Genomic DNA, 26,446 nt, shown 5'->3' with positions numbered 1-26,446 from the left:
AAGAACCGCAGCGGACCCGGGCATTCTTTTCGAGCACACACAGCATGCACAACGTCACAAAACACACTCATTTGTTACTGCTCGCGGGTTTGACCGCCCTCCCCGTGCCCGGCGCCTTTGCCGCTGACGAGCAGGAACCCACGCTCAAATCGGTAACCGTCACCGCCACCCGCCGCGAAGAATCCCTGCAGAAAGTCCCGGTAGCGGTGTCCGTGCTCGACGGCGAACAACTGGAGCGGGACAACCGCAACGGCGTGGCGAGCATCGCCCAGCAGGTGCCGTCACTGAACTTCCGCACCGGCGCGTCGAACAAGGACACCTCGCTGTTTGTGCGCGGCGTGGGCACCATTTCCACCTCCCCCGGCGTCGAGCCGACGGTGGCCACGGTGATCGACGGCGTGGTCTACGCCCGCCCCGGCCAGGCCACCCTCGACCTGCTGGACCTGGAGCGCATCGAAGTGCTGCGCGGCCCGCAAGGCACGTTGTTCGGCAAGAACGCCTCGGCCGGTGTGCTGAATATCACCAGCAAAGCACCCACCGCCGAGACCCACGGCTATATCGATCAGTCGTACTACAGCGGCAATGAAAGCCGCACCCGCTTCGGCATCGGCGGCAGCCTGGTACCTGACGTGCTCAAGGGCTCGATCAGTACGTTGTTTGGCAGCTACGACGGCAACGTGGACAACCCGCACAACGGCCAGGAGGTCAACGGCTACAACCACAAAGGCATTCGCGGCAAGCTGGAGTTCACCCCCAACGATGACGTGAAGCTGACCCTGATCGCCGACTACATGCAGTCCCACGACGACGCGCCGAATGGCGTGGTCAGCAAGTCCCTGAGCCCGGCGTTCAGCAACGCCCTGAGCCCGGTGCGGGCATCCAGCGACAACCGCGACATCAACACCGATACCCGCAGCCATGTGGAAGACACCAACAAGGGTGTATCCGCCCAGCTGGACTGGAACCTCGGCGACTACACCCTGACCTCGATCACCGCCTGGCGCGGCTGGGACAACACCCAATACCAGGACGGCGACCGCCTCGGTACCGTGACCGCTGCCTTCCCCGGCACCGCCGACAAGGGCGAACTGGACTTCAACCAGTACTCCCAGGAACTGCGCCTGGCCTCGCCCAAGGGCGAATTCCTGGAGTACGTCGGCGGCCTGTTCTACATGCACGGCAAGGACGAAGAAACCTACCAGCGCACACTGACCACCACGACACGCACCGACCGTGGCATCGCCGACTACAGCACCACCAACGACAGCTACGCGGTCTTCGGCGAAACCACACTCAACTTCACCTCGCGTTTTCGGGGTATCGCCGGCCTGCGTTACACCCACGATGACCTGAAATACGCTCACCGCCGCGCCTCCACCTCGGCCACGACGGTCAGCGGGATTCAACCGGCCACCTCCAGTTCCGGCTCGGTGGACGAAGACGGCTGGTCCGGCCGCCTTGGCGTGCAGTACGACCTGACTGACAGCGTCACCAGCTACCTCACCTACTCGCGCGGCTACAAAGGCCCGGCCTACAACGTGTTCTTCAACATGCAGCCGCGTGACACCGACGCGCTCAAGCCGGAGACCTCCAACACCTGGGAAGCCGGGATCAAGGCCACCGCCTGGAACAACCGCCTGACCACCAACCTGGCGGTGTTCCACAGCGACTACGACAACTACCAGGCCAACTTCTTCGACACCGTCGCCGGCCAAGTGGTGACCCGCTTGATCAACGCCGGCAGCGTCAGCACCGAAGGCGTCGAGCTGGATTACGCCTTGCAGGCCACCCAGCAACTCAAGCTCTCCGGCGCCCTGGCCTACACCCGTGCGCGCATCTACGAATTCGCCTGCCCCGCGGGTGCCGCCGCGACCTGCAACGTAAATGGCAAGCCGCTGCCCTTCAGCCCGGACTGGAAAAGCTACGTGCGCGCCGACTACACGATCCCGCTGGATAACGGCCTGGACATCGAACTGGGCACCGACTACAGCTGGCAGAGTGAAGTGCAGTACGACATCAGCCAGAATGTCGACACCCGACAAGGCGCCTATGGCATCTGGAACGCCAGCGTGGCCCTGGCCGACTACAGCAAGGGCTGGCGCGTCGCATTCCTGGCCAAGAACCTCGCGGACAAGTCCTACTCGCCGCTGCTGGCCAGCGGCGGCAATTATATCTACCGCGCCGTACCCCGTGACGATGAGCGTTACTTCGGCGTGCAACTGCGCAAGGATTTCTAAGCATGAGCCGTCAACTGAAACTCGGCGCCTTTCTCATGGCCACCGGGCACCACGTCGCCGCCTGGCGCCACCCGGACGTGCCGGCACATGCCGGGCTGGATTTCGCCCAGTACAAACACCTGGCACGCGTGGCCGAAGCGGCGAAGTTCGATGCGCTGTTCGTGGCCGACAGCGTTGCCGCGCCTACGGGTGAGGTCGCCAGCCAGATGGCGCGCTCGGACCATTTCGAACCGCTGACCTTACTGTCGGCGCTCAGCGCAGTGACCGATCACATCGGCCTGATTGCCACGGCGACCACCACTTACAACGAGCCCTACCATGTGGCACGCAAGTTCGCCTCGCTGGATCACCTGTCCGGCGGGCGCGCGGGCTGGAACCTGGTGACCTCGGATGCCGCCGCCGAAGCGCAGAATTTCGGCCGCGATGAACACCTCGGCCATGCCGAGCGCTACAGCCGCGCGCGGGAATTTCATCAGGTGGTGACGGGGTTGTGGGACAGCTGGGAGGACGATGCCTTCACGCGGGACAAGGCCAGCGGCACCTACTACGACCCGGCGAAGCTGCACGTGCTGGATCACGTCGGCGAACACTTCCGCGTCAAAGGCCCGCTGAACGTGGCACGCTCGCCCCAGGGCCAGCCGGTGATCGTGCAGGCGGGTTCGTCGGAAACCGGCCGTGAACTGGCGGCGCAAACCGCCGAGGTGGTGTTTACCGCGCAGACGTCGTTGGCGAGTGCCCAGGCGTTTTATGCCGATCTCAAGGCGCGTCTGAGCCGGTATGGGCGCGAGCCGGATTCGTTGAAAATCATGCCGGGGGTGTTTGTGGTGGTCGGTCAGACCGAGGCTGAAGCCCAGGCGAAATTCGAGGCGTTCCAGGCGTTGGTTGAGCCGGAAGTCGGCGTGGCTTTGCTGGGGCGCATGCTGGGTAATTTCGACTTGTCGGGCTACCCGCTGGACGGTCCCTTGCCCGCGTTACCGCTGACCGACAGCGGGCAACGCAGCCGCCAGCAACTGCTGAGTGATTTGGCCAACCGTGAGCAACTGACGCTCGCACAATTGGGTCGGCGGATTGCCGGTGGGCGCGGGCATTACAGCCTGATCGGCACGCCCGCACAGATTGCGGATGCGCTGCAAAACTGGTTCGAAAATGGCGCGGCCGATGGTTTCAATATCCTGGTGCCGCACCTGCCGGGCGGGCTGGAAGATGTCGCCCAGTGGGTGGTGCCCGAGCTGCAACGGCGCGGCCTGTTCCGGACTGAATACACCGGTTCCACCTTGCGTGAAAACCTCGGTTTGGCGCGCCCCGAAAACCGCTTTAAAAAGGACGACGCATGAAGATTCCGGCCCTGTTACTGGCCCTGCTGGCCGTCACTCAAACCGCCTTGGCGGCCGACCCCGCCGCACTGCGCATCGGCTACCAGAAAGGCTCTATCGCCCTGGTGCTCGCCAAGGAACATGGCCTGCTGGAAAAGCGCTTCCCGCAGACGCAAGTGAAGTGGATCGAATTCCCCGCCGGCCCACAGATGCTCGAAGCGCTGAATGTGGGTGCGCTGGATGTCGGCGCCACCGGTGACATCCCTCCCCTGTTCGCCCAGGCTGCCGGGGCCGACCTGGTCTACATCGGCGCCGAACCGCCCAAGCCCAGCGCCGAAACCATCCTGGTGCGCAACGACAGCCCGCTGCATTCGGTGGCGGACCTCAAGGGCAAGAAAGTCGCCTTCCAGAAAGGCTCCAGTTCCCACAACCTGATCCTGCGCGCCCTGAACAAAGCCGGCCTGAGCTACACGGACATCCAGCCGGTGTACCTGCCGCCGGCCGATGCGCGTGCGGCGTTCGAACAAGGCAGTGTGGATGCCTGGGCCATCTGGGAACCCTATTCGTCCCTGGCCCTGAGCCAGAGCCCCAGCCAGGTGCTGGCCAATGGTGAAGGCCTCGGTTTATCCGGGCCGGTGTATACCGCGCGGCGTGAGTATGCGAAGGCCAACGGTGCGTTCATCCACGACCTTCTCGGAGCACTCACCGCCGCCGAAGCGCTCACGCGCAGCCAGCGTGAAGACAGCTTGAAAGTCCTGACCGACTTCATGGGCCTGCCCGCCGCCGTGGTTGCGCGCTATATGGACAACCGCCCGCCTTCGCCGATTTTGCCGATTGACGACAAGATCATCCAGGCGCAGCAGGCGACGGCGGACCTGTTCTACCAGAACCGGTTGTTACCCAAGGCCATCGATGTGAAGCAGGCCGTATGGAAATCTGAAGCCCACTGAGCTCCAAATGTGGGAGGGGGCTTGCTCCCGATAGCGGAGTGTCAGTCACCTCCTGTATTGACTGCCCCCCTGCTATCGGCAGCAAGCCCCCTCCCACACTTTTTGATCGCGTCAGGCGTGATGACGGGTGCTTTTCTCTACTACGCACATCGGCGTGCCGGACACCGGCTCATTGATGATCTGCACCTGCACCTCAAACACCCGCCGCATCAACTCGGCGCTGATCACCTCCCCCGGCGCACCGTCAGCCACCAGCTCGCCGCCGTGCATCACCGCCAGGTGGTCGGCATAACGGCACGCCTGGTTGATGTCGTGCAGCACAGTGATGACGGTCTTGCCTTCAGCCGCCAGTTCGCCCATCAGGTCGAGCAGTTCGACCTGGTGGCTGATGTCGAGGTAAGTGGTGGGTTCATCGAGCAACACCACCGACGCGTTCTGCGCCAGCACCATCGCCAGCCAGGCGCGTTGGCGCTGGCCGCCGGACAAATCTGCCAGGGCGCGGTCGGCCAGGGTGTCCAGTTCCAGGCGTTGCATGGCCTGGGTGACATGGGATTGGTCGTTGCCGCTCAGGCGCCCCCACAATGAGTTGTGCGGGCTGCGACCATAGGCGACCAGTTGGCGCACGCTGACACCTTCCGGCACCGGCAATACCTGAGGCAAAAACGCGATCTGCCGCGCCAATTGGCGGGCGGACAGGCCGGCGTAGGCCTGGCCATCCAGGGTCAATTCGCCCTGGGTCGGCGTAAGGATGCGCGCGAACGCCTTGAGCAAGGTGGATTTGCCGCAGCCATTGGGGCCGATCAAGGCAGTGACCTTCCCGGCGGGCGGCGCAAAGGACAACCCCTGCACGATGCGCGTGGCACCGTAGCCGATATCAAGCTGTTGCGCGTGGAGAATACTCATGTCATCAGCCCTTGAACCGTGCCAGCAACCAAAGAAAATACGGCGCGCCAATCACCGCCGTGAGCACCCCGGCGGGGATTTCGCTGGGCGCGATCAACGTACGCCCCAGAGTGTCGGCCAGCACCAGCAGCAGCGCACCGATCAGCATCGCCGCCGGCAGCAGGTACTGGTGATGCCCGCCTACCAGGCGCCGCGCCATGTGCGGTGCGACCAGGCCGATAAAGCCAATGGGCCCGATCACGCCCACGCCCAGGCTGGTCAGCAGCACCGCGCAGGCCATCGCCAGCCAGCGTGTGCGGCTCAGTGCGGTGCCGAGGCTGTGGGCGGCTTCATCGCCCAGCGCAATCAGGTTCAGCGGCTTGGCCAGGCACAGGCCCACAGGGATCAACACCAGGAACGGCAGCACCAGCGCCACGTGGTGCCAATTGCGGCTCCACAGGCTACCGGTCAACGCGAGCAAAGCGGTGTTGATATCCAGCGGGTGGGACAGGATCAGAAACTCGGTGACGCTGGACAACGTCACCGCAATCGCCACCCCGGACAGCGCAAAACGCACGCCGGAGAAACTCACCCCGGTGTTGTACAGCGCCAGCAGCAACGCGCCACCGGCACCGCCCAGGCAGGCCACCAGCGGCAGCCAGGCAATCGGCAAATGCGGCCAACTGATGATCGCCACGGTCAGCGCCAAACCGGCGCCCTGGGTCACACCGAGGATTTCCGGCGAGGCCAGCGGGTTGCGGATCACGCCCTGCACAATCGCCCCGGCCAGGCCGAAGGCCGCACCGGCGAGGATCGCAATCAGGCTGCGCGGCAGGCGGTGGTTCCACACTTCGAAGTCGAGGGCGTCGTGGGCCAGCAGGCGCTCCACCACGGTGCCCGGCGCGAGCCACTGGGTGCCGGCGCTGAGGCTGACCAACGTCGCCAGCAGCAATAGGCCGAGCAGCAGCCAGAGGCGCGAACGTGGACGGATCATAGGGCGCGCCTGGCAAGAAAGAGGAAGAACGGTGCCCCGATCAGCGCGGTGACCACACCGGCCGGGGTCTCCACCGGAAACGCCACGGCGCGGCTGAGCAGGTCGGCCCCCAGCACAATCACAGCGCCTAATGCCGCGCTCAGCGGGATCAGCCAGCGGTAGTCATTGCCGAGGAACTGGCGAAGGATATTCGGTGCAATCAGCCCGACAAAGCCGATCGGCCCTACCGCGCAGACGCTCGCGCCCACCAGCAGCAAACAGGCGACAAACACCTGCAGGCGCAGGCTGGCAATGCCCACGCCCAGCGAGCGTGCGGCGTCTTCGCCGAGGTTGATCAGGTTCAGGCGCGGCGCACACCAGAGGGCCCAAAGGCCGCCGATCAAGGTGCACGGCCAGAGCAATTGCACTTGCGCGGCGCCGACATTCGCCAGGGAACCGGCCAGCCAGTTGAGCACGCTTTGCGCCTGGGCTTCGACCAGGATCACCGTAAGCCGGGTCAAGGCCGCGCACAGCGCCGCCACGGCTACGCCGGCCAATACCAGGCGCCCCTGGGCGGTGGTCGGCGACCAGGCGCCACCCAGGCTGAACACCGTGACCCAGGCGAGCGCGCCGCCCAGGCAAGTCATCAACAACGCACCGCCGGCGAAAGGCAGCGCGACCAACCCGGTGGAAAACAACGCCAACCCCAACGCCGCCCCCGCCGTCACGCCAAACAGGGACGGCGAAGCCAGGCGGTTGCGCGTAATGCCTTGCATCAACGCGCCGGCCAAGCCCAGGCAGGCACCGACCAACGCCGCGCACACGGCACGTGGCACGCGCAATTGGGCGACGATGTAGGCCATATTGCCGCCCACGCTGCCTTGATGGACCAGGCCATTCCACGCATCCGTCGCCGTCAGCGTGAACGGTGACCAGCTGTACAGCGAAAACCAGAACAACCCGGCGCCCAACAGCAGGATGCCCACGGCGGCGAAACTGCGTTGCACGGTTATTGGCTCAATACGGCTTTGCCGCCTTTAAGGATCGCCAACGTGTCTTCGGCGATCTGCTCCGACGCCAGCACGCCCCGGTTGCGCGCCCAGCTGTCGCCATCCACTTCGGCGACATGCTGGTTACGCACGGCGCCGAGCACTTGCCACAGCGGCTGCTTGCTCCAGCTGTCGACGATGCTCGGGCGACGGTAATGGCCGACCAGCAACCAGCCCGGGTCGAGGGCGAGCAGTTGCTCCAGGCTGACGAACTCGGTGGGCGCGGCGTTGGCGCGTACCGACGGGACTTTCAGGCCAATGGCTTGCAGCACGCTGCCGGCGTAGGAGTCCGGGCCGTGTACGGAGAAGCTGTCTTCCCGCGCCACACCGAACAGCACGCTGGCGCCGGCGGGGATCTGTTGGGCGATGTTTTTCAGGTGTTCACGGTTTTGCGCGATGCGCGCGGTCATCTGCGGGCTTTTGCCCAGGGCCTTGCCGATCAGCTCGGCGGACTTGAGGCTGCCTTCATAATCCTCGCCACGCGACGGCAGCAACAGGGTCGGTGCAATGCTCGACAGGTCGCTGTACAGCGCCTGATGGCGATTGAGGTCGGCGACGATCAGGTCCGGCTTGAGACGCGCGATTTCCTCGATGCTCGGCTGCGAGCGCAGGCCCATGGACGTCCACTGGCCGATGGCCTGGCGCACACAGGGCAATACACGATTGGCGTCGCCATCATCGGCGGCGCCGACGGGGGTCACGTCAACGGCGGCGAGGCTGTCGAGAAACGAGAACTCCAACACCACCACGCGCTTGGGCGCATCCGGCAGATGCACGGCGTGCTGGCCGTCGTTGAGATCGATGGGGGCGGCGCTCAGCAGGCCTGAAGAGAACGCCAGGACGCAGGCGGCAAGGGTGGGGATGGAGCGCAGCAATCGCATGACAAGAACCTCGGCGTTAAAACACCCCGGCTAGACAGGCTGGGGAAAACGGCGGGTACTATTCCATATCAGCGCGGCGTGATCAAAAAACATTCTCATTTATACCCGCTCTACCCTGTGGACGCGGCGTTGTTGGGGTGAGTGGCCTGCGTGGTGAGCAGGCTTGTTGGAGTGACTGGCCTGCATGGTGAACGGGCTTGTTGTGGTGAGCGGGCTTGCCCCGCGCTGGGTGGCGAAGCCGCCCCAAAACCTGGCGCCGCGTTCTACCTGACACGAAGTGGTGTTCTTGTTGGGGCTGCTGCGCAGCCCAGCGCGGGGCAAGCCCGCTCACCACAACAGCTTGCTCACCCCAGCAACTCTGCTCACCTCAAGAAGCCTGCTCACCACAACAAGCTTGCTCACCCCAGCAACCACCTTGACCACAGAAGCCAGTCCGCGCAGCAAGCCTCATGCTAGAAGTCGACGGTGGCCGAGAGCAGGTAGGTACGCGGCGTCGACAAGGTCAACCCCGGCTCGCTGTCATCCGAGGCGCCGGCCGAACTCCAGTAGCGTTTATCGGCGACGTTCTCCACGTTCGCCCGCAGGGTGATGTGTTTGTCGTCCACCTTGAACGCATAGCGCGCGCCTACGTCGATACGGTTCCAGGCGTCGATTTCCTTGTCGTTGGACTGATCCAGGTACTGCGAGCTGGAGTAGAGGCCACGGCTGGTCAGGGTCAGCCCTTCCAGGGTCGGTACGTCCCACTCGGCGCCCAGGTTGACGTTGTACTTGGGCGTCGCCGGTGCACGGTTGCCGTCATAGGTACCGTTGGTGGTTTTCTGCAGTTCGCTGTCGATGTACATCACGCCGCCGAGCAGGCGCACGCCCTTGAGCGGTTCGCCGAACACACTCAGCTCCGCCCCGGTGTTCTGGCGCTTGCCGTTGGGGCCGAACAGGTTCGTGGTGCTATTGGTTTCATAGGCGGGCTGCTTGATGCGGAACACCGCAGCGGTGACGGCGAAGGCGCCGGCGTCGTATTTGGCGCCCACTTCCACCTGGCGGCTGATAAATGGCGGGAAAATCTCATCGTCATTATTCGACGTCGACGGCGCGACCTTGCCCTGGCTCAGGCCTTCCATGTAGTTGGCATACAACGACAGCTTGTCGGTGGCCTTGAACAGCAAGCCGCCGGACGGCGAAATCTTTTCTTCGTCGTACCCGGTCTTGCCTTTGACCCCATTGTTCCAGTCATCCACCTTGACTCGCTGCCAGCGCGCGCCGAGGGTCAGCAACAGGCGGTCGTCGAAGAAGCCCAGGGTGTCGGACAGTGCTACGCCGCTGAATTTATTTTCGGTGTAGACCTTCGCATCCTGGCGCGTTGCCGTGGAGGGCGTCAGCGTTTGCACCGGGTTATAGAGATTGCTGCGCCCGTTCGCATAGCGTGCGCCGCCGTTTTCAAAGTCCATATAGAAGTAGCTGGCGGCCAGGTTGACCTCATGGCTCACCGACCCGGTCTGGAACCAGTTGCGCACGCCGGCGGTGTAGGTGCGCACATTTTCATCGCGGGTGAAATCCCGTGGCGACACAATGAAATCACCCGCCGCGTTGGTCACGGACACCGCATGGCGCAGGAAGTCGTGGTTACTTTTGCGCGCGCCCACACCGCCGTAGAGCATCACGTTATCACTGAGGTCGTACTCAGCATTGACGGTGCCGAAGGTGTCGTTGGTGCTGGCCTTGCTCCAGGACTGCGCATAGTTGCGGCGCACATCGTTGGCACTGGGGACCGGCGCGGCGGCCGCGACCTGCACACGCTCCTGCGGGGCATCGGTGTCACGCTCGGTGTGGCCGATATCGGTGGAAAGGCGCAGGCGCTCGCCACGAAAATCCAGGCCCAGCACGGCCATTTCACGGTCGACGCTCTGGTGGTCCCATTCGGTGTCGCCGGACTGCTTAACGCCGTTGAAGCGGATGCCGAACTTGTTGTCTTCGCCAAAGCGCCGCCCTATATCCACCGCACCGCCCGCCTGGCTATCAGAGGCCCAGTTGCCGGTAAACGAGTTGATGTCTTTGTCGGTGGCGCGCTTGGGCACCACGTTGATCCCGCCGCCCACGCTGCCGCGCGGCGAGATGCCATTGATCAGTTGGGTGGGGCCTTTGAAGATGTCGACACGGTCGGCCATTTCCATATCGATGGTGTAGGTCGGCAACACGCCATAGAGCCCGTTGTAAGCCACATCACTGTTGAACAGGCTGAAGCCGCGAATGGTGAACTGCTCATAGCGCCCGCCCGCCGGGTTGGTGGCGCGTACCGACGGGTCGCTGGCGATCAGGTCGCCAAGGGTGCGCGCTTGCTGGTTCTTCACCGCGTCCTGGGTGTAGGTGGTCATGCTGAACGGGGTTTCCATGAAATCCCGCGTGCCCAGCAGGCCCTGCGAGCCACGCCGCGCCACCTGGCCACCGGCGTAGGTGTCGCCGTCGTACAGGCCGGTGGTGCCGAGAATCGAGGTCGGCGCCAGTTCCAGGCTGCTGCCATCCGGTGCCGGTACCAGCATGTAGGCCTGCTCACCCATGGGTTGCAGTTGCAGCCCTGAGCCTTGCAGCAAGCGGGCAAAGCCCTCCTCCACACCGAACTCGCCGGACAAACCGCCGCTGCTGCGACCGCTGACCAGGGCGGGGTCCACCGACAGGTTAACCCCCGACAACCCGGCAAAACGCGTCAGTGCCGCACTCAGGCTACCGGCCGGCACTTGGTAACTGCGGCGGCTGGCGGTGTCTTCGGCATAGCTGACGGCGGCGAATAACGGGCTGGCACTGAGGCTCAGCATCAGGCTCAGTTTCAGCAACGGGCGCAAGCGCAAGGGTCGGACTGCGGGCATTGGAGGAAGCTCTCGATAATGTTCACTTACCTGGAATGACAGGCGAAGTGAAAAAAAGGGACAGCTGCCGCCAAACTTTTTCAAAAAAACTTCAACTGATCGGTACTTCCAATCCCACCTTGACCCGATCCAACGCCACCAGCGTCTTGAACCACTTCACGTTGGGGTTCTCGGCAAACAAACGCGCGGCGAGTACCTGGTACTCCTGCATGCTGGCGACATTGAGCACCAGCACGAAATCCACCTCGCCGGTGACGTAGTAGCACTGCTGCACCTGGGGCACGGAGAAACTGGCTTTGGTTGCCGTCAGCGCGTCGATGCTGGTGCGCTCGACGGAGACCTCGGCCAGGATGGTGATCGGTTTGCCGGCCTTGACCGGATCGATCACCGCTACGTTCGCGCTGATCACTCCGCCCTCCTCCATGCGCTTGATACGGCGTTGCACGGCGGCGGTGGAGAGGTTGACCTTCTCGGCCAGGGCGCGCAGGGGCAAGCCATTGTCACGTTGCACAAGCGCCAGGATCGACCAGTCGAAACCGTCCAGGTCCAGCAGGGAAGCAGCAGGTTTGGCCATCGGGGGCGCGCGCTCGTCAGGGTGAGAAATTTTATCGAAAACAGCCTCGAATCAGAGACCAATGACGACCGGGACCTCAATACTATCGCAACTCCTCTGGCATGCAGAAAGGGAGTGTCTCATGGCGTTGTTGATCCACCTGTCACCGGTGTTGCTGGTGATGTCGATGCTGATGGTGTTGCGTCGCCCACCGGTTCAGGCAGCGATTGCCGGTGCCGCACTGGTGGCGGTGTTATGGCTGTTCGAGGGGTTGCTGCCGAGTGCCGCGATGGCGGCCTTCAAGGACACGGCGGTGTTGTTCGCCAGCACCGCGTTGGTGATTGTGCCGGGGCTGGCGTTCGTGATTCTGATCGAGCGCATGGGGGTCAACCAGGCGCTGAGCGAATGGGTACAGGCATTGGGCTTGAAGCGCGCCGAGTTGGTGGTATTCATCGTGCTGGGGCTGGCGCCGTTACTGGAGGCAATGACTGGATTCGGCGTTTCATTGATCGCCACGGTGCCGTTGTTGCTGAGTCTGTTCGAACGCCGCATCGCGCTGCGCGTGGCGTTGACCGGCATGGCGATCATGCCGTGGGGCACCCTGGGCCTGGCGACGGTGATCGGCGCGTCACTGGCACATGTGGATGCAGCCGCGCTGGCGTCGACCTCAGCGCTGACAAGTGCGCCGGTCTTCATCGTGCTGGCGGCCCTGGCGTCGTACTGTTGTGGGGTGGGTATCAGCCGCGCCTTGGTGGGATTGGGCCTGCTGTTTCTGGGCGTGCTCTACGCGTCGAGCCGTTGGCTGGGCCCGGAAGTGGCCGGCGTGAGCGCGGGATTGAGCGTGGCCGCTACGACCTTGCTGCTGGCGTTGCATCGACGCCAGGGCGCGACGGCGCTGGCCTGGCCGCGAAAAGCCTGGCCCTACCTGGCGCTGATCATTTGCATCGTGCTGCTCAAGGGCCTCAATGCCCTCACCCACCTGGAAGACGCCTGGGTGGTGCGCGGCCAGCACGTCGCCTGGAAACCGCTGGCGTCTCCCGGCATTGCTTTGTTGCTCGTGCTGGTGTGGGTGCACAGGCGGGGCGGCGGGGCCTTGCTCGGCACGCTCGGCGCACGTGCACGGCGGCCATTGCTGACGATTTTATTCTTCCTGGCCATGTCGCAGATGATGGTCAAGGCCGGCTTTCTCGACGGCCTTGTCCAGGTGCTGATTGGGCTGCCGGATAGCGCCGCAGCGCCGTTGGTGGCGTTACTCGGCGGATTGTCGGGCTACATGACCGGCTCCAACGTCGGCGGCAACGCGATCTTCATGCCGGCCGTGGCGCTGCTGCCCGAGTCGTCACGCGGGCTGTTGGCGGCCGTGCAAAACAGCGCGGCCGGGCATGCCGCGCTGGGTTCGCTGTCGATCGTGATGCTGGTGCTCGGGCTGGCCAAGACCAGCGCCGAGGAAGAAGGCCAGTTGGTGCGCTTCGGCTTCGCCCTGGCCTGCGTGAACACCGCGCTGGTAGCGCTGGCGGGCTGGGTGTTGCTTAACGTGTACTGACGCGCCTTACCATACCGCAATATGCGAATCCGCCCTTGGCTCGGTGCCGCCGCACAGCACCCCGCTGACCGGGTCGCGCAGGATGATCTGCCCGCGCCCGTAGTCGGTGAGGTCGCTGGCGATCTGCACCTGGTGCCCGCGCCGCACCAGGGCATTCGCCAGGTCGCGGGAGGCGCCCTGTTCGATGCCGACCTTCATGTCGCCCAGCCATTGCCAGCGCGGTGCGTCCAGGACAACAAATCCGTGCGCACTTCGCTGTTCTGGGATGTGGGCTCGGTGTATTCGGACAAGTGCTACCTGAGCACTACCCAAGGCTGCGGCGGTGTGGACCTGAGCCAGATGGCCAGTTCGGTGGGGGTGGGAGTGACCTGGTACAGCCCGCGGGGGCCATTGAGCGTCAACCTGGCTTATCCGATTCGCACACCTGAGAATGCCGACAAGCAGGCCGCCGCCCTGATTCAAGGTCCTCAGATACTCAGGAGCTCGGCCACTGGAAAACGATGGGTGGTCTTCATTTCTCGCAGTGACAGGTTCGAGCGGATACTCAATACGCCCGGGAGCTTTCTCAGCACCTTTTCAACGAATCTGCTGTAGCTGTCCAAATCGCTTGCGACGACTTGAAGTAAAAAATCCGCCTCGCCGGTTGTATTGTGACAACTGAGCACCTGCGGCGCCGACGCTATGATTTTCTCAAACTTTTCCGTGGCTTCTTCACTGTGATCACTGCAGGAGATCTGCACGAAAGCCATCACCCCCAGGCCCAGTTTTCTGCGATTCAGGATGGCTTGATACCCCTCGATCACGCCGCACTCCTCCAGGCGTTTCTGTTTACGCCAACACGATGCTTCGCTGAGGGAAAGTTGCTCCGCCAACTTGACGTTCGAGAGTCGCCCATCTCGCTGCAGTCGCTCCGAGATTGCAATATCCACCTTATCCAGACGCTCAAGCATGGTTGATCCTTTCAATTATGTGCCGGCTCACGAAGATTAATTTCATTCAGCGCCCACTATCAACTGCAATCTGAAAAGCAATTTCAAGGCATTCGCACATAATGGATCAGCACTGATTCGAGCCGCCCGGCACTGGAAACCCATCGAATACAGCGTCGTGTCTATCCCAAGCAGAGGTGACTTTCATGAAAGCAGTTGTCTATGAAGCCTTTTCCCAACCGCCACGCCTGATGAACGTCGAAGACCCGACGCCGGAGCGTCACGGTGTGGTCGTACAGGTGCGGGGCACGGGCGTCTGCCGCAGCGACTGGCACGGTTGGAAGGGGCATGATCCGGACATCCAACTGCCGCATGTTCCCGGGCATGAGCTTGCCGGCATCGTGACGGAGGTTGGCAGGGACATCACCCGGTGGAAGGTCGGCGACCGTGTAACGGTGCCCTTTGTCGGCGGGTGTGGCGCGTGTCCCGAGTGCAACAGCGGTAACCAGCAAGTCTGCACTACGCAGTTTCAACCGGGCTTCACTCATTGGGGGTCGTTTGCGGAGTACGTCGGTATACACCAGGCCGACTTGAACCTCGTCGCGCTTCCGGAGAGCATGGACTTCGCTACCGCTGCGAGCCTGGGCTGCCGCTTCGCGACTTCATTTCGCGCCGTCGTTGACCAAGGCAACGTCAGCGCCGGACAGTGGGTGGCGGTGCATGGCTGCGGAGGCGTGGGCCTGTCCGCCGTGATGATCGCCCAGGCCCTCGGCGCGAATGTCATCGCCATCGATATTTCGCCGGAAAAACTCGAACTGGCACGCGCGCTCGGCGCCGTTGCAACCGTGAACGCACACAGCGTTGCGGACGTCACCGAAGCCGTGCTGGACATCACACAGGGGGGCGCCCACGTATCGCTGGATGCATTGGGCCATCCCACCACGTGCTTCAACTCCATCAACAACCTGCGCCGTCGAGGCAAGCACGTCCAGGTGGGCCTGATGCTCGCCGACCACGCCACGCCGGCGATCCCCATGGGCAAGGTCATCGCGCACGAGCTTGAGATCTATGGCAGCCATGGCATGCAAGCACATCGTTATGACGCCATGATCCAGATGATCACCTCCGGAAAACTGGCGCCGGAAAAACTCGTGGGTAAAACCATCAGCCTGGAGCAGTCCATCGACGCGTTGATGAACATGGATCGCTTCGAGACCGCCGGCGTAACCGTCGTGACCGAGTTCTAGCTCATGCAGGAGGCAACCGCACAACCGGCAGGGTTGGAGTAGGCGCATCGACCAGGCCAGGCGGTTCCTCACGGTGCGGATCAGCCGTTGGCGGAGAAGCAACGTGCTCGGCAAAAACCGGCTGGCCGGGTAACCCTATCACTTGCGGTGACAGTGAATATTTCATCGCCTAATCTTTAAAGATGTTGGCTGGCGTGCCGATAATCGAAAAAGCGTACCAAGTGGCTGCAGGTTGTTTTTGGCGATGAGTAAGGAACACGAAATGATGTCCTTTCGTATGAGCGCCCTCAAAGCATCCGACGTATCCCTTTGTGTTCTCGTGTGCCTGGCTGGGGTGGCCATCACGACCTTGGTACTGATACTTTTCGTCGGGTCGGAGCAGCGCACCGTCAGCGTTGCGTTCCAACTGGAGGTTGACGAGCGATTCAGTCGCCTGCAGCGACGCTTTACTTTCCAGGACTTGAAATTGGACACCGTCAGGCGTTTCTTCATCAACGCCGACGATGTCACGGAAAAGGAGTTCATGGGGTTTGTCACGCCTCTCGTCGAAGAGGGTGAAACGTACGGCTGGGTACCGAGGATTCTCGAGCAGGATCTAGAAACGTTTCGCGAAAAAGCGCTACTCAATGGTACGAGTGACTTTTCGTATCATGAGATTGATCCCACGACCCAGACCGAAGCCCCCCTCACCAGCCGTCCGGAGCACATGATCTTGCTCTACTTGTGCAAGCGCAATGACGTGAAGATAACACCGGGCATGGATGTGCTCGCCAGCCCGGATCGCGAGGCCTTGTTGAGAAAGGCACGAGAAACACACCGGCTGGTCGTGTCGGCGCCGTTGAAAATGACCAGTGGCCATACCGGGTTTTTCTTTGTCGCGCCTGTTTTCAAGGAGTCCTCGGCGGCCTCACTGAACGATGATGGTTTGCAGGGGTTCATCGTCTCGACGATACGCTTGGCGTCCTTGATGGAACATGGCATTCCGTTACCCAGTCTGCAACGACTGAACGTGACCCTGTCATTGATCGACACGCCGCAGCCGAACGCCATTTTTTATCAGAGCTTATCGCCAGCCGCCCCTTCGGCGCTTTACGCTCAACGCGTGTTGAAAGTAGCCGACCAGCACTACTCGATGCAGTTTCGGCCAAGCTCGATATTTTTGAGCTCTAACAGTCACGCAGCGCTTGTCAGTCTGATCGTCGCGTTTGGAGCAGGATTGACGCTGCTGATGACGCTCATGGTGTACATGCTGATCACACAGCGTGCGCGCGCGCTCTCTCTGGTTGATGAGCGCACGCAAGACTTGCGCTTGTTGAACATTACCGACCACCTGACGGACGTGTATAACCGCCGGCACTTCGAAGCGTTGATGGAACGCCTGCTCGTTGAGGCTGACGCGCAACACAGCCCCTTATCGCTGATCATGTTCGACGTCGATCACTTCAAACGCATCAACGACCTCAAGGGGCATCAGTGCGGTGATAGCGTACTGAAGTCATTGTGTGTGCGACTACGTTCGGCAATACGCAAAACCGATCTTCTGTGCAGAACAGGTGGGGAGGAGTTTGCATTGATCTGCCCTGGAAGCGACCTCAACGATACGAAGCTGTTGGCGGAAAAGCTTCGAGCCCTCGTCAGCGCCCTCCCCTTTGAGGAGGCCGGTCAAGTAACGTGTAGCTTCGGCGTTGCGACTTGGATTCCATCGGAATCATTTGACGCTTTCGTTCGGCGTGCGGACAGCGCCATGTACAGTGCTAAATCAAGTGGTCGTGATCAAGTCCAGCTCGCCAATAGGTAACAAACCGAACGCAGGGGCGCCGGTCAACCGTCATCCTTTTCGTTTGCGCCGTTGCTCCTGAACGCTCGGCTTTGCGGATAGGCACTTCGAATAAACGTGTCTTTATCGCCCGTCATGAGCCTTGTTGATTCCCCATTGAATGAACTGGCCCGACGTGATCCGCGCAAGCCGTTCCATCGCTGCGGTGATATGTGCGTGTGCCAGCGCCGTTAATTCGAACCGCCCCCCAGCACTTTGTATAACGTGATGCGGTTACTCTGCTCGGTCAGGCGCAGAGTGATCAGGTCCTGTTGTGCGCTGTAGAGCGAGCGTTGCNGGGAGCCGCTCCGATACAAGGCATCCGAGAGTTCGAAGCTTTTACGGCTGGCGTCGGTCAGCGCCTGTTGCGCGGCGATTCGGCGATCCAGGGTGCTGCGCACCGCCAGCGCGTCGGCCACTTCGCGGAATGCGGTCTGCAGGGTTTGCTGATAGGTCTGCACCTGGATCTCGCGTACGACCTTGGCCGAATCCAGGGCCGCGCGGTTACTCCCCCCGTTAAAAATCGGCACGCTGATTGCGACTTCTGAGCACTTTTGCACGTTCCGCCGGCCGGGTATTTTCCCGCGACCAACTGCTCGACAAACTCTACTCCGACCACCGCGTGGTCACCGACCGTACGGTGGACAGTCATATGCGCAACCTGCGGCGCAAGCTGGAGCTGGCGTGTCCAGGGGAAACGCCCATCGAGTCCTTGTATGGGGTGGGCTATCGGTTTCAGTTGTCCGGCGCCTGACGACCCGCTGGGCGCCGGTCGCCGAACAAAACGACATGAGTCTATTGAGCGGCCCTAGGTAGAACGGCCCTCGTTACGATTTTGTTGTTTTTTAACGCCTTTCCGGTTCCTTCGCTCATGTTGGTGGTGAATGAACCAGGCGACAAAAAGTAGACCTGCCACAACAAAAACGAACAAAAACAGCTCTATTGCGGGACCTTCGTGTGAAAACATGTTTCGTTCCTCGTCCTGAAGTATCGCGCCTCAAAAACCAGCGCCTCCGAAATTATTCGTAACAATCCATACATTTTCAGAGTAATCGCCAAAACCAGAGGTGACAACCCTAAAAGCCTCATAACCCTTGATCTAGACACGTCACTCGTCGAAAAACCGCGAACGCTCAACATAGGCTGACGTCGTAGACAACCACTCACCGCTCCACACTGAGCAATGACGGCCAGAGATTGCGCCAGCCTTGAACCGCCGGCACCTTTTCAACTGCAGCATGTCAACTTCACATCAATGCCGAGTGATAGCTCATCATGCACAGCTGGAAGAAAATGTCGTTGACTGAGGGTTTAGAGCGGAGCTTGCCAGGGCATCAGGTAGATTGCATCCTGGTGAATGGCTGGACTGCGACCATACTGGTGCGACAGCCCGACCATGACGCTATGTTCTGCACGACAGGTATCAATCTTGCCACGCTTGCAGATGCCCCAAGCATTCAGAAGCTTGCTGATGAACTTGTGTTTGAGATCGATATGTCGAAGGGAGGGAGAGCGGGCTAGCTCTCCCCTACACGTTTATTCTGCGGTACTTGCGAGAAATTCGCCCGCTCTGCGAACAAGCCTCCTCCACTCCTTCTCATTGATGAGGCCGGTGCTCTCCATATCGTCGGCCCTCCTCAGCAATTTGAAATATTTATCCTCAATATCCTGTTCGTCTACCGCATGGGCGTAGATATCTGCCCAGGCTTTTACCGCAGAACGCCGCGCTGATGGTTGCATTTGAGCACCTGATTATGTCCGCGGAAATAGAGCGGTGCCCAGCAAAAATCGTTCATCCGTGCGGCAGTCGATCCGACCAGTGGTGGCATGTAGCCATGGTTGATTCTTATTCCCTGGAGTGCCGGGACAGGAAACCCTTCCCGATATCACCACGCCCCAGGCAACGAGCACCTGCAAGCGCGCCGCTTGATGATCAGCATGCGCCAGGCGGTATCCCGTCCTTGTTGAAGTCCTTCAGGCGCTCGCGCTCTTTCTCAGTCGAATGCGCCGGGGTTTCTTGCTCGGGCTCGTTGTTCTTTTCTTCAGTCATCAGGATGTCCTCTGGGTGGTAGTTATTTCGGCAGCTGCCGGAATCAGCAGTTCAAACCAATACCACTCCACCTTACACAGTGCTCGAAAAGCGCCGCCTCAATTGATTAGCGCGCAATCATTTGGCGCACCTATTACCTCAATACATTTTTTTGCATTCTTCGTTTCAAGCACAGCCCGCAAGCTGCAACTGGAAATCACTGTGCTGCATGTAAAGGCCGCCTTTGTTCGTGATCAACGAAATGACGTGGGAATGCCACGCCACTAAAACCCGGCCCTCGGAGGCCTATATGAAATTAAGATCCTTGAGTATCGCGCGAAGAGCTTTTGTCTGCTTTGGCCTAATTACATGCCTGCTCGTCAGCTTGGCAGGCTTCTCTTATCTACAAATTGATCGGCTACGCGCTGCAGAACAGAACATCGAGCTAAACTCCCTCCCCAGTATCCAGGTCATTGACGATATCCAAATCGCCCTCCTTCACGCCCGCCTTGAAAGTATTCGCATGCTCTCAAGCACCACCCGCGATGTGCATGATTTCTCGCTGGCAAAGGTCCAAGAAGCAATACAGACACTTCAGTCGAAGACTGATTATTATCGCGCGCACCTGATGTCTGGGGAGCAAGACGAAATCCAGTTCGCAAAAGCCAACGAGGCTATGACTGCCTATATCGACGGCCTCAGAAAAGTCATTGCAATGGATTCATCCGACCATGATCAAGCGGTTATTTTTGCCAATACTGACCAAGCGCAAAGAGCCACCGTCTATCAAGAGCAACTGACACTTCTGCGCGAGCAAAATGCACGCCAGGCCGTGGCGTCTGGTGTGGACGCTACCAACGTATACAACCATAGCGTCCAAGTGTTGGTAGCGGTGCTGATCGTGGCGTTTATCTTAACCATCGTACTGGCTGTTTTGTTCACTAACAGCATCGTCAGCCCCATCAGCTCATCCCTTAAGTTGGCGGAGGATATCGCTGCGGGCGACCTTACCCATGATCTTGAAGTAACAGGTTCAGATGAAGCTTCGCGCTTGATGCATGCACTCAATCTGATGCAGAAAAACTTACGACACACCATTTTAGAAATCTCAGGAGCGTCGTCCCAGCTGAGTACCGCTGCCGTTGAAATGACCTCGATTACTGAAAGTGCTGATCGCACACTTCAGCAGCAGAACAGCGAAATAGAGCAAGCCGCCACCGCGGTCACTGAAATGAGTGCCGCGGTCGAAGAGGTTGCCCGGAACGCCAACTCCACCTCTGAAGCCGCAATGCAGTCGAGCATCGCCGCAGACCTCGGCAATCAAAAAGTCACTGAAACATTAACGGCGATGCGCGGGTTGACGGGCTTGGTTGAAGTGTCATCGGATCAGGTGAAAGAACTGGCAGCCCAAGCTCAAGACATTAGCAAAGTCCTAAGTGTGATAAGGGCAATTGCTGAGCAAACCAACCTGCTTGCCTTGAATGCCGCCATTGAAGCGGCTCGTGCAGGAGAACAGGGTCGCGGTTTTGCAGTAGTCGCAGATGAAGTTCGAGCGCTGGCACACCGAACACAAACATCGACGCAAGAAATTGAACAGATGATATCCACGATTCAAGCAGGCTCTTCTGCCGCGGTCGAATCAATGCAAAAGAGCACGTCCGAGGTCTATAGCACGCGAGACACTGCAGAACATGCAGGCCAGTCACTGCGCCAAATTATCGATTCGGTGCTTGAAATTAACGACCGTAATATCCAGATTGCAACCGCCTCAGAGGAACAAGCTCACGTGGCGCGGGATGTTGATCGCAGCCTGATAAGCATCCGCGACCTTGCAGTACAGAGCAGTGAAGGCACTCGCCAAACACTGACCGCGAGCAACGAACTTTCTCGCCTGGCCGTCAACTTAAACGATTTGGTTCTTAGATTCAGAACCTAGGAAATCGCTGGAACGCAATTTTAGGTGTGTGGCAGGTTCTCTCTCACGCCAATGCGACGCGCCCCGCTAAACACAGCATAGGTGAAATATGGACAAGCCCGAAATCACCTTGCACGCTGTGCTTAATTCAGATGAGCGATCAGCGTTGGCTGAGATTGAGGCTACCACTAGCATTTTAAAGCTCGTTACACGGATTACGGGCATGCGGTTTGCCGGGATTGCGAAATTCACCGAAGCAAACTGGGTCGTCTGCTCAGCTTACGACCCGCTGCATATGGGGATAGAGACGGGTGATACGCTAGCGCTAGAAATCACGCTTTGCAGCGAGCTCCGGAGAGACCCTAAGGCACTGTTTATTCCTAAAGTCAGCGAAGACGGCAGGTACTCAAGTCGTGCGGTAGTTAAACGGTATGCGATCGAAAGCTATGCCGGCGTCCCTATCTTCCTTCCCGATGGACGGCTATTTGGTGCTCTATGCGCCCTGGATTCACGCTCAATATTATTTGAAGATCCAGATCTGGAGGAGACTTTGGTTTTATTTGCCAGGTTGATCGGATGCGTTTTTTTCACTAATCCGCTGCTGAATTAGACACGTTGCTGCCACTGGCTGAATCCGTGGCATCGATCGGCGTTTCCGCTTCCCCTATCGAGCAGCTTGACCCGCTCATCGGCGATCTGCCGATCACGCACCTGTTGCTGACCGAACTGCCAGACCCTCTGCTGAGGACTCGGCGGGCGGAGTGAAAAAGCAGGCATGAAGAGCGGCGATGAACGCTTGGTGATCCTGAACAATGTGGCGATGTGCATCATCGATGGCCAGCGCTGCCCCTCTTGAAGAGGAAGTCGGGATGATCCCCCGCAAAAGTCCCCACGCATGAAAAAGCCGAACGGGTAAGCGTTCGGCTAAGTCATTGAATAATATGGTCGGGACGGAGTGATTCGAACACTCGACCCCTAGCACCCCATGCTAGTGCGCTACCGGACTGCGCTACGCCCCGACTAGGCGTGTTACTGGGTTCGCTTCTTGACGAAGCGATCCGGAATATACCGCAAGCTTTTGAAATGTGGAAGTATTTTAAAAGCCGGAATTACTTTTTCAGAACCACCAGCACATCTTCGAGCTCGGAGATCATCTGGCGGATCAGTTGCTTGTATTGGGTGGTGTCGTCTTTGGCTTCATCACCGGACATGCGCTGGCGCGCGCCGCTGATGGTGAACCCCTGGTCGTACAGCAACGCGCGGATCTGTCGGATCATCAGCACATCCTGGCGCTGATAATACCGACGGTTCCCGGTGCGTTTGACGGGGTTGAGTTGAGGAAACTCCTGCTCCCAATAGCGCAGCACGTGCGGTTTTACCGCACAGAGCTCGCTGACTTCACCAATGGTGAAGTAGCGTTTGCCTGGGATGACGGGTAGCTCGTCGTTATGACTTGGTTCCAGCATAAGCCTCAACTCGGGCCTTCAACTTCTGCCCTGGACGAAAGGTGACCACACGGCGAGCCGTGATCGGGATTTCTTCTCCCGTTTTTGGATTGCGGCCAGGCCGCTGGCGTTTGTCCCGCAGGTCAAAATTGCCGAAACCGGACAATTTGACCTGTTCGTTGTCTTCCAGAGCGTGTCTGATCTCTTCAAAAAACAGCTCGACCAATTCCTTGGCTTCGCGTTTGTTCAGACCCAACTCTTCGTACAGACGTTCCGCCATCTCAGCTTTCGTCAAAGCCCCCATACGTCACTTCCTTAACGTGGCGTTCAACCTTTGTTCGAGCGAGGTGAGGATATTTTGTGTCGTGGTATTCACCTCATCGTCATTAAGAGTGCGCGATGGATGCTGCCAGGTCAAGCCAACTGCGAGGCTTTTTCTATGCGGATCAATACCTTTACCCTGATAGACGTCAAATAGCCTGAGGTCTGTCAGCCATTCCCCTGCATTTTCACGGATTACGTCCAGAACGGCAGTGGCGGCCACTTCGCGGTCAGCGATCAGCGCCAAATCGCGGCGCACTTCAGGGAAGCGCGACAGCTCGCTGAATTTAGGCATTTTGCCCGAGGCGACTTCAGCCAGGACCAGCTCAAAGACGAAGACCGGACGGTCGAGACCGAGGGTTTTCGACAGTTCAGGGTGAATGGCACCGACGAAGCCCACCAGGCGCCCTTCGCGCTCGATACGTGCCGTCTGGCCCGGGTGCAATGCCGGATGGCTGCCAGGAACGAAGGTGAAGGCATCCAGAGCACCGGCAAAGCCCAGCACCGCTTCTACGTCAGCCTTGACGTCGAAGAAGTCCACGGCATCGCGGCCCTGCGCCCAGCCTTCCGGGAGGCGGCTACCGCACACCACGCCAGCGAGCATTGGCTCTTGTTTCAGGCCGTCGAGTTGGCCGACAAAACGCAGGCCGCTTTCGAACATACGCACGCGATCTTGCTGACGGTTCAGGTTATGGGAAAGTGCTTTCACCAGGCCTGGCCACAGGGACGAACGCATGGCCGCCATGTCGTTGGAGATCGGGTTCGCCAGCAGCAGCGGCTCGACGCCAGGGTTGAACAGCTCGAACTGTTTAGGATCGATGAAGCTGTAGGTCACCGCTTCCTGATAGCCACGGGCAACCAACAGACGACGCAGCTCAGGCAGGTGCGCACGCGCCTCGGCCTTGGGTTGCGGCGCCAGGCGCGCTTGCGGGTAACGAACCGGCAGGCGGTTGTAGCCGTAGAGGCGAGCCAGTTCTTCGATCAGGTCGACTTCCAGGCTGATATCGAAGCGATGGCTTGGCACTTCAACGGTCCACTGCCCTTCCCCGCCTGCGGAAATACCCAGGCCGAGAGCGGATAACAGTTGCTCGATTTCAGCCGGCGCGATGACCAGGCCGAGCATCTGCTCGACACTTTTGGCGCGCAGGGTGATCGGCGCAACGGACGGCAAGTACTGCTCGCTGACGGTTTCGGTGATCGGACCCGCTTCGCCGCCGGTGATTTCCAGCAGCAGGCCAGTGGCGCGCTCCATGGCTTCACGCGCCAGCTTCCAGTCCACGCCGCGCTCGTAGCGGTGCGACGCATCGGTGTGCAGGCCATAGGAACGGGCCTTGCCGGCGATGGCGATCTGGTCGAAGAAGGCACTCTCAAGGAACACGTCGCGGGTGGTCTCGGACACACCGCTGTGCTCGCCACCCATCACGCCGGCAATCGCCAGGGCGCGGGAGTGGTCGGCGATGACCAGGGTGTCGGCACGCAGGCTGACTTCCTGGCCGTCGAGCAGCACCAGCTTCTCGCCTTCTTCCGCCATGCGTACGCGGATGCCGCCGTTGATTTCGGCGAGGTCGAACGCATGCAGCGGTTGGCCCAGCTCCAGCATCACGTAGTTGGTAATGTCGACGGCCGCGTCGATGCTGCGCACGTCAGCACGGCGCAGGCGCTCAACCATCCACAGCGGGGTTGGCTTGGACAGATCGACGTTACGGATCACACGACCCAGGTAACGCGGGCAGGCGTTTGGCGCCAGTACGTCGATCGGGCGTACTTCATCGTGTACCGCAGGCACGGCGGCAACCACAGGGCGGGTGACCGGAGCGTTGTACAACGCGCCCACTTCACGCGCCAGGCCGGCCAGGGACAGGCAGTCGCCACGGTTCGGGGTCAGGTCGACCTCGATGCTGGCGTCTTCCAGTTCCAGGTAAACGCGGATGTCCTGGCCCGCCGGCGCATCGCCCGGCAGTTCCATCAGGCCATCATTGCCCTCGCCGACCTGCAGCTCCGCCTGGGAGCACAGCATGCCGTTGGACTCGACGCCACGCAGCTTGGCTTTCTTGATCTTGAAATCGCCTGGCAGCTCGGCACCGATCATGGCGAAAGGGATCTTCAGGCCCGGGCGCACGTTAGGCGCTCCGCACACGACCTGGAAGGTTTCCGCGCCATTGCTGACCTGGCACACACGCAACTTGTCGGCATCGGGATGCTGCTCGGTGCTCAGCACCTCGCCCACTACGACGCCGCTGAAAACACCGGCGGCCGGAGTGACGCTATCGACCTCAAGACCGGCCATCGACAGACGAGCAACCAGCTCGTCGCGATCTACCTGCGGGCTTACCCAGCCACGCAGCCATTGTTCACTGAATTTCATCCTGCTCTCCTAAAGATTCGTTACGACTAGCGAAATTGCGCGAGGAACCGCAAGTCGTTGTCGAAGAACAGACGCAAGTCGTTCACGCCGTAACGCAGCATGGCCAGACGCTCAACGCCCATGCCGAAGGCAAAACCCGAGAACTCTTCCGGATCAATGCCGGACATGCGCAGCACGTTGGGGTGAACCATGCCGCAGCCCATCACTTCCAGCCAGCCGGTCTGCTTGCAGACGCGACAGCCTTTACCGCTGCACATCACGCATTCCATGTCGACTTCAGCGGAGGGTTCGGTGAACGGGAAGAACGATGGACGGAATCGCACCGCCAGCTCTTTCTCGAAGAACACCCGCAGGAATTCTTCGATGGTGCCTTTGAGGTCGGCGAAGTTGATATCGCGATCAACCAGCAGGCCTTCGACCTGGTGGAACATCGGCGAGTGGGTGATATCGGAGTCGCTGCGGTACACACGGCCTGGGCAGACAATGCGAATCGGCGGCTTGTTCGCTTCCATGGTGCGGACCTGTACCGGCGAGGTATGGGTGCGCAACAACATGTTCGCGTTGAAATAGAAGGTGTCGTGCATCGACCGGGCCGGGTGATGACCTGGGATGTTGAGCGCCTCGAAGTTGTGATAGTCGTCTTCGACCTCAGGGCCTTCGGCGATGCCGTAGCCAATGTGGGTGAAAAACTGCTCGATACGTTCCAGAGTCCGGGTGATCGGGTGCAGACCGCCCGAGGCCTGGCCACGGCCAGGCAGGGTTACGTCAATGGACTCGGCGGCGAGCTTGGCCGCAAGATCGGCCTCCTCGAGCGACGCCTTGCGCGCATTGAGAACCTCTGTGACACGCTCCTTGGCGACGTTGATCAGCGCACCGACTTGCGGACGCTCTTCAGCCGGCAAATTCCCCAGGGTCTTCATCACCTGAGTCAATTCACCTTTTTTTCCAAGGTAGTGAACCCGGATTTGCTCCAGGGCATTTACATCTTCAGCGCTTTGCACTGCCTCAAGGGCTTGAGCAACGAGCGCGTCCAGGTTTTCCATGTACAGACTCCAGATACAAAATAGGGGAAGAGCTTGAAGGCTCTTCCCCTATTTATGACGTTTACCACCGTGGACTACAGGAGTAGCCCAGGGTGAC

Annotated in this window: 20 protein-coding genes, 1 tRNA gene and 4 pseudogenes; 10 read left to right on the top strand and 15 right to left on the bottom strand. The window is 60.4% G+C overall.

Annotated elements, in window-relative coordinates; translation table 11 throughout:
• Positions 1-44 precede the first annotated feature (44 nt).
• From AO064_RS11570 to AO064_RS11560, 3 genes are read left to right on the top strand one after another with little or no spacing between them, the layout of a single operon-like run.
• Entirely contained in the window at positions 45-2,237 is a 2,193-nt protein-coding gene (locus AO064_RS11570) for a TonB-dependent receptor (RefSeq protein ID WP_064053357.1), read from the top strand.
• A gap of 2 nt (positions 2,238-2,239) precedes the next feature.
• Positions 2,240-3,571, top strand: a complete 1,332-nt coding sequence (locus tag AO064_RS11565; protein ID WP_064053356.1) for an LLM class flavin-dependent oxidoreductase — start codon at positions 2,240-2,242, stop codon at positions 3,569-3,571.
• Positions 3,568-4,500, top strand: coding sequence for a sulfonate ABC transporter substrate-binding protein (locus AO064_RS11560; protein ID WP_064053355.1), 933 nt, complete (start codon positions 3,568-3,570; stop codon positions 4,498-4,500). Before AO064_RS11565 ends, AO064_RS11560 begins: the two co-directional genes overlap by 4 nt.
• A gap of 111 nt (positions 4,501-4,611) precedes the next feature.
• Here the strand turns inward: AO064_RS11560 and fecE are convergent, their stop codons facing one another.
• The 6 genes from fecE to AO064_RS11530 all read right to left on the bottom strand — a co-directional run bounded on the left by fecE (position 4,612) and on the right by AO064_RS11530 (position 11,717).
• Entirely contained in the window at positions 4,612-5,403 is a 792-nt protein-coding gene (gene fecE, locus AO064_RS11555) for a Fe(3+) dicitrate ABC transporter ATP-binding protein FecE (protein WP_064053354.1), read from the bottom strand.
• 4 nt (positions 5,404-5,407) lie between these two features.
• Positions 5,408-6,376: an iron chelate uptake ABC transporter family permease subunit gene (locus AO064_RS11550; RefSeq protein ID WP_015884881.1), complete on the bottom strand. Its 969-nt coding sequence runs from the start codon at positions 6,374-6,376 to the stop codon at positions 5,408-5,410.
• Positions 6,373-7,362, bottom strand: a complete 990-nt coding sequence (fecC, locus tag AO064_RS11545) for an iron-dicitrate ABC transporter permease FecC (protein WP_064053353.1) — start codon at positions 7,360-7,362, stop codon at positions 6,373-6,375. Before fecC ends, AO064_RS11550 begins: the two co-directional genes overlap by 4 nt.
• 2 nt (positions 7,363-7,364) lie before the next feature.
• Positions 7,365-8,285: a Fe(3+) dicitrate ABC transporter substrate-binding protein FecB gene (locus tag AO064_RS11540; RefSeq protein ID WP_064053352.1), complete on the bottom strand. Its 921-nt coding sequence runs from the start codon at positions 8,283-8,285 to the stop codon at positions 7,365-7,367.
• Between the two features lie 452 nt (positions 8,286-8,737).
• A complete protein-coding gene (locus AO064_RS11535) occupies positions 8,738-11,143 on the bottom strand; it encodes a TonB-dependent receptor (protein WP_064053351.1) in 2,406 nt (801 codons plus the stop codon).
• A 91-nt stretch (positions 11,144-11,234) separates the two neighbouring features.
• Complete coding sequence (locus AO064_RS11530; RefSeq protein ID WP_064053350.1) at positions 11,235-11,717, bottom strand: Lrp/AsnC family transcriptional regulator; 483 nt, start codon at positions 11,715-11,717, stop codon at positions 11,235-11,237.
• 121 nt (positions 11,718-11,838) lie between these two features.
• Between AO064_RS11530 and AO064_RS11525 the strand changes: the two genes are divergently transcribed.
• Positions 11,839-13,239, top strand: coding sequence for an L-lactate permease (locus tag AO064_RS11525; RefSeq protein WP_064053349.1), 1,401 nt, complete (start codon positions 11,839-11,841; stop codon positions 13,237-13,239).
• A gap of 6 nt (positions 13,240-13,245) precedes the next feature.
• Here AO064_RS11525 and AO064_RS11520 read toward each other — a convergent pair.
• Positions 13,246-13,470: pseudogene (locus AO064_RS11520) on the bottom strand (gamma-glutamyltransferase); the annotation flags it as partial.
• Between AO064_RS11520 and AO064_RS30215 the strand changes: the two are divergent.
• Positions 13,402-13,704 (top strand): annotated as a pseudogene (locus AO064_RS30215) (BamA/TamA family outer membrane protein); the annotation flags it as partial. The pseudogenes AO064_RS11520 and AO064_RS30215 overlap by 69 nt on opposite strands.
• 2 nt (positions 13,705-13,706) lie before the next feature.
• Here the strand turns inward: AO064_RS30215 and AO064_RS11515 are convergent.
• The gene (locus AO064_RS11515; protein ID WP_064053347.1) at positions 13,707-14,189 is read right to left on the bottom strand and encodes an Lrp/AsnC family transcriptional regulator; all 483 of its coding nucleotides are present in this window, start codon (positions 14,187-14,189) and stop codon (positions 13,707-13,709) included.
• A 185-nt stretch (positions 14,190-14,374) separates the two neighbouring features.
• On the opposite strand from AO064_RS11515, the gene AO064_RS11510 reads away from it, so the two are divergent.
• Together AO064_RS11510 and AO064_RS11505 are read left to right on the top strand one after the other, a co-directional pair.
• Positions 14,375-15,415, top strand: a complete 1,041-nt coding sequence (locus AO064_RS11510) for a zinc-dependent alcohol dehydrogenase family protein (RefSeq protein ID WP_064053346.1) — start codon at positions 14,375-14,377, stop codon at positions 15,413-15,415.
• A 262-nt stretch (positions 15,416-15,677) separates the two neighbouring features.
• On the top strand, positions 15,678-17,213 hold the full coding sequence (locus AO064_RS11505; protein WP_064053345.1) for a sensor domain-containing diguanylate cyclase: 1,536 nt from the start codon (positions 15,678-15,680) through the stop codon (positions 17,211-17,213).
• Positions 17,214-17,422: 209 nt separating this feature from the next.
• Here AO064_RS11505 and AO064_RS11500 read toward each other — a convergent pair.
• Positions 17,423-17,770 (bottom strand): annotated as a pseudogene (locus tag AO064_RS11500) (TolC family protein); the annotation flags it as partial.
• Here AO064_RS11500 and AO064_RS11495 point away from each other — a divergent pair.
• A pseudogene (locus AO064_RS11495) lies at positions 17,767-17,985 on the top strand (winged helix-turn-helix domain-containing protein); the annotation flags it as partial. The pseudogenes AO064_RS11500 and AO064_RS11495 overlap by 4 nt on opposite strands.
• 782 nt (positions 17,986-18,767) lie before the next feature.
• On the opposite strand, the gene AO064_RS11485 reads toward AO064_RS11495, so the two are convergent.
• Complete coding sequence (locus AO064_RS11485) at positions 18,768-18,971, bottom strand: hypothetical protein (RefSeq protein WP_064053342.1); 204 nt, start codon at positions 18,969-18,971, stop codon at positions 18,768-18,770.
• 599 nt (positions 18,972-19,570) lie between these two features.
• Here AO064_RS11485 and AO064_RS11480 point away from each other — a divergent pair.
• Positions 19,571-21,196: a methyl-accepting chemotaxis protein gene (locus AO064_RS11480; protein WP_064053370.1), complete on the top strand. Its 1,626-nt coding sequence runs from the start codon at positions 19,571-19,573 to the stop codon at positions 21,194-21,196.
• An 88-nt stretch (positions 21,197-21,284) separates the two neighbouring features.
• Positions 21,285-21,785, top strand: coding sequence for a GAF domain-containing protein (locus AO064_RS11475; protein WP_064053341.1), 501 nt, complete (start codon positions 21,285-21,287; stop codon positions 21,783-21,785).
• Between the two features lie 332 nt (positions 21,786-22,117).
• Here AO064_RS11475 and AO064_RS11470 read toward each other — a convergent pair.
• The 5 genes from AO064_RS11470 to pheS form a co-directional block, all read right to left on the bottom strand.
• A tRNA-Pro gene (locus AO064_RS11470) sits at positions 22,118-22,194 on the bottom strand.
• A 90-nt stretch (positions 22,195-22,284) separates the two neighbouring features.
• Positions 22,285-22,641, bottom strand: coding sequence for a MerR family transcriptional regulator (locus AO064_RS11465; RefSeq protein ID WP_003174972.1), 357 nt, complete (start codon positions 22,639-22,641; stop codon positions 22,285-22,287).
• Complete coding sequence (gene ihfA, locus AO064_RS11460) at positions 22,622-22,924, bottom strand: integration host factor subunit alpha (protein WP_002553164.1); 303 nt, start codon at positions 22,922-22,924, stop codon at positions 22,622-22,624. Before ihfA ends, AO064_RS11465 begins: the two co-directional genes overlap by 20 nt.
• A gap of 3 nt (positions 22,925-22,927) precedes the next feature.
• Entirely contained in the window at positions 22,928-25,306 is a 2,379-nt protein-coding gene (gene pheT, locus AO064_RS11455; protein ID WP_064053340.1) for a phenylalanine--tRNA ligase subunit beta, read from the bottom strand.
• A gap of 26 nt (positions 25,307-25,332) precedes the next feature.
• Entirely contained in the window at positions 25,333-26,349 is a 1,017-nt protein-coding gene (gene pheS / locus AO064_RS11450) for a phenylalanine--tRNA ligase subunit alpha (protein WP_003192486.1), read from the bottom strand.
• Positions 26,350-26,446 lie beyond the last annotated feature (97 nt).

This window comes from Pseudomonas marginalis, assembly GCF_001645105.1.
In the GTDB taxonomy this organism is placed as follows: Bacteria; Pseudomonadota; Gammaproteobacteria; order Pseudomonadales; family Pseudomonadaceae; genus Aquipseudomonas; species Aquipseudomonas petroselini.
This window is presented reverse-complemented; position numbering and strand designations above follow the sequence as displayed.

Coding starts and splice junctions, on each gene's coding strand:
- AO064_RS11560 (WP_064053355.1), top strand. CDS start 3,568: ATGAAGATTCCGGCCCTGTTACTGGCCCTGCTGGCCGTCACTCAAACC.
- pheT (WP_064053340.1), bottom strand. CDS start 25,306: ATGAAATTCAGTGAACAATGGCTGCGTGGCTGGGTAAGCCCGCAGGTA.
- AO064_RS11515 (WP_064053347.1), bottom strand. CDS start 14,189: ATGCTTGAGCGTCTGGATAAGGTGGATATTGCAATCTCGGAGCGACTG.
- AO064_RS11525 (WP_064053349.1), top strand. CDS start 11,839: ATGGCGTTGTTGATCCACCTGTCACCGGTGTTGCTGGTGATGTCGATG.
- AO064_RS11505 (WP_064053345.1), top strand. CDS start 15,678: ATGATGTCCTTTCGTATGAGCGCCCTCAAAGCATCCGACGTATCCCTT.
- AO064_RS11485 (WP_064053342.1), bottom strand. CDS start 18,971: ATGCAACCATCAGCGCGGCGTTCTGCGGTAAAAGCCTGGGCAGATATC.
- AO064_RS11510 (WP_064053346.1), top strand. CDS start 14,375: ATGAAAGCAGTTGTCTATGAAGCCTTTTCCCAACCGCCACGCCTGATG.
- AO064_RS11535 (WP_064053351.1), bottom strand. CDS start 11,143: ATGCCCGCAGTCCGACCCTTGCGCTTGCGCCCGTTGCTGAAACTGAGC.
- AO064_RS11480 (WP_064053370.1), top strand. CDS start 19,571: ATGAAATTAAGATCCTTGAGTATCGCGCGAAGAGCTTTTGTCTGCTTT.
- ihfA (WP_002553164.1), bottom strand. CDS start 22,924: ATGGGGGCTTTGACGAAAGCTGAGATGGCGGAACGTCTGTACGAAGAG.
- AO064_RS11465 (WP_003174972.1), bottom strand. CDS start 22,641: ATGCTGGAACCAAGTCATAACGACGAGCTACCCGTCATCCCAGGCAAA.
- AO064_RS11530 (WP_064053350.1), bottom strand. CDS start 11,717: ATGGCCAAACCTGCTGCTTCCCTGCTGGACCTGGACGGTTTCGACTGG.
- AO064_RS11475 (WP_064053341.1), top strand. CDS start 21,285: ATGGACAAGCCCGAAATCACCTTGCACGCTGTGCTTAATTCAGATGAG.
- AO064_RS11570 (WP_064053357.1), top strand. CDS start 45: ATGCACAACGTCACAAAACACACTCATTTGTTACTGCTCGCGGGTTTG.
- AO064_RS11565 (WP_064053356.1), top strand. CDS start 2,240: ATGAGCCGTCAACTGAAACTCGGCGCCTTTCTCATGGCCACCGGGCAC.
- AO064_RS11540 (WP_064053352.1), bottom strand. CDS start 8,285: ATGCGATTGCTGCGCTCCATCCCCACCCTTGCCGCCTGCGTCCTGGCG.
- AO064_RS11550 (WP_015884881.1), bottom strand. CDS start 6,376: ATGATCCGTCCACGTTCGCGCCTCTGGCTGCTGCTCGGCCTATTGCTG.
- fecE (WP_064053354.1), bottom strand. CDS start 5,403: ATGAGTATTCTCCACGCGCAACAGCTTGATATCGGCTACGGTGCCACG.
- pheS (WP_003192486.1), bottom strand. CDS start 26,349: ATGGAAAACCTGGACGCGCTCGTTGCTCAAGCCCTTGAGGCAGTGCAA.